Source organism: Streptomyces sichuanensis (genome assembly GCF_020328095.1).
Taxonomy (GTDB): domain Bacteria; phylum Actinomycetota; class Actinomycetes; order Streptomycetales; family Streptomycetaceae; genus Streptomyces; species Streptomyces cinnamoneus.
Genome location: NZ_JAIXMK010000049.1, coordinates 78,299 through 85,031, shown reverse-complemented (window position 1 = coordinate 85,031; position 6,733 = coordinate 78,299). Strand labels below are relative to the sequence as shown.

Annotated in this window: 5 protein-coding genes; 2 read left to right on the top strand and 3 right to left on the bottom strand. The window is 72.7% G+C overall.

Annotated features, from left to right (window positions below; translation table 11 throughout):
• Positions 1 to 132: 132 nt before the first annotated feature.
• Entirely contained in the window at positions 133 to 1,560 is a 1,428-nt protein-coding gene (locus LE181_RS16550; RefSeq protein WP_225662052.1) for a glycoside hydrolase family 5 protein, read from the bottom strand.
• A 7-nt stretch (positions 1,561 to 1,567) separates the two neighbouring features.
• Positions 1,568 to 2,530, bottom strand: coding sequence for a zinc-binding dehydrogenase (locus LE181_RS16545; protein ID WP_225662051.1), 963 nt, complete (start codon positions 2,528 to 2,530; stop codon positions 1,568 to 1,570).
• A gap of 189 nt (positions 2,531 to 2,719) precedes the next feature.
• Between LE181_RS16545 and LE181_RS16540 the strand changes: the two genes are divergently transcribed.
• Together LE181_RS16540 and LE181_RS16535 are read left to right on the top strand one after the other, a co-directional pair.
• On the top strand, positions 2,720 to 4,027 hold the full coding sequence (locus LE181_RS16540) for a TolB-like translocation protein (protein ID WP_225662050.1): 1,308 nt from the start codon (positions 2,720 to 2,722) through the stop codon (positions 4,025 to 4,027).
• 19 nt (positions 4,028 to 4,046) lie between these two features.
• Positions 4,047 to 5,372, top strand: coding sequence for a TolB family protein (locus LE181_RS16535; RefSeq protein WP_225662049.1), 1,326 nt, complete (start codon positions 4,047 to 4,049; stop codon positions 5,370 to 5,372).
• A 55-nt stretch (positions 5,373 to 5,427) separates the two neighbouring features.
• Here LE181_RS16535 and LE181_RS16530 read toward each other — a convergent pair whose 3' ends face one another.
• Positions 5,428 to 6,642, bottom strand: coding sequence for an NAD(P)-dependent malic enzyme (locus LE181_RS16530; RefSeq protein ID WP_225662048.1), 1,215 nt, complete (start codon positions 6,640 to 6,642; stop codon positions 5,428 to 5,430).
• Positions 6,643 to 6,733 lie beyond the last annotated feature (91 nt).

The following is a 6,733-nucleotide window of genomic DNA, read 5'->3' as shown; positions in this document are numbered from 1 at the left end:
GGGCGGGCCCTTCTGGGGGCTGCATTATTTACGGCAACCGTCAGCTGTTCAGTGTGCTCCGAACGCCGCCGCAAATAACGCGTCACGCCCCCTGCCAGGGCCCGCCCCACCCCGGCCCCTCGCGCCGGTCGGTCAGGAGCCGTCCCGTCGTTGCCGCTCCTCCGGCGTGGCGGTCACCGCGACGTCCCTGTCCGCCCCCGGCAGCGAGCGCACCCGTACCGTGCCACGCTCTCCCGGTCGTACAGTCGCCTTGTCCGGTCGTGCCGGGCCCTCGACCCGGATCCGCCATCCCTGTGGCGTCGGCGGCAGCGACAGTTCCGTCACGCCCGGGCGGCGGCCCGGCACGTACGCCAGACGGTACGCCGGCGCCCCCGTCTCGGCACGGACCCTCCCCGCCACCGCGACGGCGTACGGGCGTGCCGTGCGTTCCTTGTTCTTCCGGAAGCGGGTGCCGTCCTTCTCCATCGCGCAGTAGCCGCCCCCGTAGCACCACTGCCAGCTCGCCCAGCCCGAGGAGTACCGGGCGGTGGAGGCGAGCGTCTCCTCGTAGAAGCGGGCCATGTTCGGCAGCGAGCTGTCGAGCGGGCCCCACTCGCCGACCACCACCGGCACGCGTTCGCGGCGGGGGTAGTGGACGATCGCCGCCTCGTACGCCTGGAGCCAGCCGGACGCCGGGTCGTAGTCCCGGCCCGCCTCCATCGCGGCGTTGTAGAAGTGCGGGGCGTAGACGACCTTGGGGTCCCCGATCCGGCCCAGGCCCGTGGGCCTGCCCTCGCCCGCGGCGGGGGTCGGCTCGACGAAGAGCCAGTGGCGGCGGTCGACGCGGCGGATCGCCTCGGCGATGCGCTGGTACATCGGGGTGATCTGCGTGGCCTCGATGCGGCGCGCGGCCGCGAACATGTCCTCGCCGGGCCGCATGCGGCCCATCGGCTCGTTGATCAGGTCGTAGCCGAACACCGCCGGATGGTGGGCGAGGCGGCCCGCCAGGACCTGCCACATGCGGGCCTGGGCGCGGCGCAGGTCCGCGTCCTCGTAGAGGTGCTCGAACGCGGCCTGCACGGCGGGCTCGAAGTATTCGGCGAACCAGTCGTCCGGATGCGGGGTGTACGGGAGGCCGTCGGTGCGGGTCGCCCAGGCCGGGATGCCCCGGTGGCTGCCGAAGGCCGGCCCGTAGATGTCCTGGTGGGTGTCGATCACCACGCGGATGCGGTGGCGCTGCGCCCAGTCGAGGATCCGTTCGATGCGGCGGAGGTAGCGCTCGCTGTAGTGGCCGGGGCGGGGTTCGAGGTCGTCCCAGAAGACCGCCAGGCGGGCGAAGTTGAAGCCGTTGGCCGACAGGTCACTCAGGGAGCGTTCGGTGATGTCCGCCAGGGCGTCCTCGCCCCGGTGGTCCTTGTCGGCGAGGTTCCAGCCGCGGAGGGTGAGAATGCGGCCGCTCTCGTCGGTGAGCCGGGGGATGCCGGGGTCCGTGCGGGCGGTGGCCCCGCTCGCCGGAACGAGCAGGGCCAGCAGGGTGGTTACGGCGAGGAACGCCGCCGTGTGCGAGCGTCTCTTCGGCATCCGTCGTTCATACCGTCAGCACCACCTTGCCGAACAGGTCGCCGGTGGACATCTTTTCGAAGCCCTCACGTGCCCGGTCGAGGGGTAGCACGGAGTCGATCAGCGGGCGCACCCCCGTGGTCGCGCAGAGGGCGAGGAGGTCCGCCAGCTCCTCCTTGGTGCCCATCGTCGAGCCGACGACCTTGAGTTCGAGGAAGAAGATGCGGGTCAGCTCGGCGGCCGCGGGGCTGTCGCCGCTGGTCGCACCGGAGATGACGAGGGTGCCGCCGGGCTTGAGGGACTTCACCGAGTGCGACCAGGTGGCCGCGCCGACGGTCTCGATGACGGCGTCCACGCGGTGCGGCAGCCGGGCGCCCGGCTCGAACGCCGCCTCGGCGCCCAGTTCGACGGCGCGCTTGCGCTTGGCCTCGTCGCGGCTGGTCGCGAAGATCCGCAGGCCGGCGGCGGCGCCCAGCACGATCGCGGCCGTGGCCACGCCGCCGCCGGCGCCCTGGACGAGGACGCTCTGGCCGGGGCGCACGCCCGCGTTGGTGAACAGCATCCGGTAGGCGGTCAGCCAGGCGGTGGGCAGGCAGGCGGCCTCCTCGAAGGACAGCTCCTTCGGCTTGGGCAGCACGTTCCAGGTGGGTACGGAGACCCGCTCGGCGAACGTGCCCTGGTAGCGCTCGGTGAGGATCGACCGGGGTTCGCCGGGGCCCACGCCGTGGCCGGTCTGGCCGATGACGGAATGGATGACGACCTCGTTGCCGTTCTCGTCGGTGCCGGCGGCGTCGCAGCCGAGGATCATCGGCAGCGCCTTCTCGCTGATCCCCACGCCGCGCAGCGTCCACAGGTCGTGGTGGTTGAGGGAGGCGGCCTTGACGTTGACGGTCGTCCAGCCGGGCCGCGCCTCGGGTTCGGGGCGTTCGCCCAGTTCGAGGCCGTTCAACGGCTGGTCACGGTCGATGCGTGCGGCGTAGGCGGCGAACATGTGCCGAACCTAGCCCCGGGGGACGGGGGAGGGAACCTCGCAACGGTGTGACACGCGCCGCGTCCGTCCAGTGGCTCCTGCTGCAACGGCCGTAACCGGCGCGGAGCGCGTCCGTCCTCGTTGACCGGGCCGACCGAGGGCCGGTTGGCTTCGCTTCTGTCCGTACCTGACTGTTCGTGAGGGGGAGGAATGCGCTATCTCAGACGGGCCGCCCTGGTGGCGGTGGTGGGCAGCTGCGTCATGGCCGCGCCGGCGGTGGCGGCGCCGCGTACCGAGCGGGTGAGCGTTTCCGCCGGCGGGACGCAGAGCGCCGCCGAGACCGCGGACGCACAGCTCAGCGGGGACGGGCGCTTCGTCGTCCTCCACTCCACGGCCACCGATCTGGTGCCGGGCACCACGGCCCCGCAACGCCGCATCTACGTCAAGGAGCTGCGGACCGGAAAGATCGAACTGGTCAGCGTGGCCTCGGACGGCACGCAGGCCGACGGGCCGTCGTGGTCGTCCTCGGTCAGCGCCGACGGGCGGTACGTCGTCTTCGACTCCGAGGCGACCAACCTGGCCCCCGGCCGCAACCCCGGGGGGTACGGGGACGTCTTCGTGCGCGACCGGCACACCGGCCGCACCGAGGTCCTCGTCGAGAACAAGGGCACGCAGCCGGCCCACAGTTCCTCCCCCTCCATCAGTGCCGACGGGCGGTACGTGGCCTTCGCCTCCAACCGCAGCGATCTGGTGCCCGGGGACACCAACGACACCACCGACGTCTTCGTGCGCGACCGCCTCAAGGGCACGACCGAGCGGGTGAGCGTCACCAGCGACGGCGCCCAGGGCGACGGCTTCTCCGTCTCGCCCGTGATCAGCGCGGACGGGAGCACGGTGGGGTTCAGGAGCCTGGCCCAGCTGGCGCCCGAGCCGCCCGGAGAACGGGCCGGGCTGCGCAAGCCGCAGGCCCGTACCTTCTACGCGCACGACCTGCGCACCGGCCGCACCCAGCTGGCCGCCCAGCGGCTCGACGGAGGGCCCGCCGCGGTGCTGGGCACGCAGGCCCTGAGCCCCGACGGGCGGTACGCGCTGTTCTCGTCCGCCTCCGCGGGCGTCGTCGCGGGCGACACCAACGGCAAGGCCGACGCGTTCGCGAAGGACCTGCGCACCGGCGTCACCCGGCGCCTGAGCCTGGCCGCCGACGGTTCACAGGCCGACGGCGCATCCGGCGACGCGGTCATCGGCGCCGACAACCGGCGGGTCTTCTTCACCTCCGATGCCACCAACCTGGTGCCCGGCGACACCAACGGCGCCTCGGACGTCTTCGCCCGCGACCTGCTGACCGGTGCGGTCGAGCGGGTCAGCCTCGCGCACGACGGGTCCCAGGGCAACGGCCGCTCGGCCGGCCCGGTCACCGACCTGGCCGGGCGGGCCCTCGTCTTCACCAGCGCCGCGGACAACCTCGTCCCCGGCGACACCAACGCGGTGCACGACGCGTTCGTACGGCATCTGAAGTGACCGCGGACCAGGGGGAACCATGCGTCATGGCATACGCGCCACCGTGCTCACGGTGGTGCTGGGCAGCTGCGCGGCGGTGATCCCGGCCGCCTCGGCGGCACAGGACGGCGGGCCGCGGCCGCGCCTGGAACGACTGGGCGTCGCCGCGGACGGCAGACCGGGGAACGGACCCTCGTCCGACGTCTCCGTCAGCAGCAACGGCCGTTTCGCCGTCTTCGTCTCCCACGCGTCGAACCTGGTGCCCGGCGACACCAACGGCACCGCCGACGTCTTCGTCAGGGACCTGCGGCGGGGAACGATCGAGCGCGTCAGCGTCGCCGGCGACGGCCGGCAGGCCGACCGGGAGTCCGGCTCCCCGTCCGTCAGCGACGACGGACGCTACGTGATCTTCGAGTCGAGCGCCGGCACCCTCGCGCCGGGCAGCACACCCGGGCAGCCGAACATCTTCGTCCGGGACCGGGCGACGCGGCGCACCACGGTACTGGTGAAGGAGGACAAAAAGCAGCCCACCGCCCAGGTCCACGCGCCGTCCGTCAGCGCCGACGGCCGCTACGTGGCCTTCCTGTCCAACCGCACCGATCTGGTCCCCGGCGACACCAACGCGATGACGGACGCGTTCGTCGCCGACCGTCGCACGGGCACGATCAAGCGGGTGAGCGTGGGCAGCGACGGCAGTCAGGCCCGGCTCTTCTCGGAGTCACCGGTGATCAGCGCGGACGGCGGCACGGTCGGCTTCATGAACGCGGGCAGCACGCTCGGCGAGAAGAGCGCCCCCGCGGCGGCACTGGGGCCGCGGCCCCGCTACTTCTACGTCCACGACGTCCGCACCGGGCGCACCGCGAAGGCCGCCACGCTGCCCGACGGCTCCGGCGCCGGCGTGGACGACATCGGGCTGAGCCCCGACGGACGCTTCGCGCTGTTCTCCTCGCGGGACGCGCAGATCGTGCCGGGCGACACCAACCGGAAGGCGGACGTCTTCGCCAAGGACCTGCGCTCCGGCGCCACCCGGCGCATCAGCCTCGCCACGGACGGTTCCCAGGCCGACGGCGCGTCCCGGGGGGCGGTCATGAGTGCGGACCACCGCCGGGTGTTCTTCACCTCGGACGCGTCCGGCCTGGTGCCGGGCGACACGAACGACAGGAGCGACGTCTTCGCGCGCGACCTGCTCACGGGCGCGGTCGAGCGGCTCGGCGTCCGGGCCGACGGCTCGCAGAGCACGGCCGGGGACGCGCGCGGGGTCCGGGCGGACGCCGCGGGGCGCACCGTCGTCTTCGAGGCTCCGGGAGACCTGACGCCCGGCGGCACGCCGGAGCAGACCGAGGTCTATGTGCGCCGTCGGGCCTGAAAGCCGTGCGGGGCCGGACCGCGGACGGTCCGGCCCCGCACGGGGTGGTCGCGGCTCAGCAGCGCGCGACGCCCTCCGCCCGCGCGGCGGCGGCGACGGCCGCCGTCACCGCGGGGGCGACCCGCTCGTCGAACGGCGAGGGGATCACGCACTCGGCGCTCAGCTCATCGGCCACCACGGCGGCGAGCGCCTCGGCGGCGGCGAGCTTCATGCCCTCCGTGATGCGCGAGGCGCGCACCTGCAGGGCGCCGGCGAAGATGCCGGGGAAGGCGAGCACGTTGTTGATCTGGTTCGGGTAGTCGCTGCGGCCGGTGGCCACCACGGCCGCGTACTTGTGGGCGACGTCCGGGTGGATCTCCGGGGTCGGGTTGGCCATGGCGAAGATCAGTGCGTTCTTCGCCATGGCGGCCACCGCCGGCTCCGGGACCGTGCCGCCGGAGACGCCGATGAAGACGTCCGCGCCGTCCAGTGCGGACTCCAAGGTGCCCGAGAGCCCGGCCTTGTTGGTGAAGCCCGCGAGCTCCCGCTTGACCTCGGTGAGGTCCTCGCGGTCCGGGGAGACGATGCCCTTGCGGTCGCAGACGGCCACGTCGCCGATGCCCGCTTCCACCAGGATCCGGGCGATGGCGACACCGGCGGCGCCCGCGCCCGAGATCACGGCGCGCAGCTCGCCGAGCGTGCGGTCCGTCAGCCGGGCGGCGTTGCGCAGCGCGGCGAGGGTGACCACGGCGGTGCCGTGCTGGTCGTCGTGGAAGACCGGGATGTCCAGGCGCTCCTGGAGCCTGCGCTCCACCTCGAAGCACCGGGGGGCCGAGATGTCCTCCAGGTTGATGCCGCCGAACGACGGCGCGAGGCGGGCGACGGTCTCGACGATCTCGTCGACCCCGCGGCAGTCCAGCGCGATCGGCACGGCGTCGACGCCGCCGAACTGCTTGAAGAGGATCGCCTTGCCCTCCATCACGGGCAGCGACGCTTCCGGCCCGATGTCGCCGAGCCCGAGCACGGCGCTGCCGTCCGTCACGACGGCGACGACCTGGGACTTCCAGGTGTAGTCGTGGACGAGCTCGGGCCGTTCGGCGATGGCGCTGCACACCTTGGCAACACCCGGTGTGTAGGCGAGGGACAAGTCGTCCCTGTCCCGCACGGGCACCGTCGCCCGAATCTCCATCTTGCCGCCCCGGTGCAGCGCAAAGGCCGGATCGAAGAACTCATTCTGAGCTCCGTCGTCCGCACCGTTGTCGCTGCGAGGATTCACGATCTCCGCTGCCACTTTTGTTGACCCCTTTGTCGTCTTGCTGCGTCGAGGGTAGCCGCCCCTGGGTTAGCGGAGCGGGTCGGGCACCGTGTCCGCGTCCCGGAGG

Excerpts from the sequence above, each read along its gene's own strand:
- LE181_RS16540 (WP_225662050.1), top strand. The coding sequence starts at position 2,720 with ATGCGCTATCTCAGACGGGCCGCCCTGGTGGCGGTGGTGGGCAGCTGC.
- LE181_RS16535 (WP_225662049.1), top strand. The coding sequence starts at position 4,047 with ATGCGTCATGGCATACGCGCCACCGTGCTCACGGTGGTGCTGGGCAGC.
- LE181_RS16545 (WP_225662051.1), bottom strand. The coding sequence starts at position 2,530 with ATGTTCGCCGCCTACGCCGCACGCATCGACCGTGACCAGCCGTTGAAC.
- LE181_RS16550 (WP_225662052.1), bottom strand. The coding sequence starts at position 1,560 with ATGCCGAAGAGACGCTCGCACACGGCGGCGTTCCTCGCCGTAACCACC.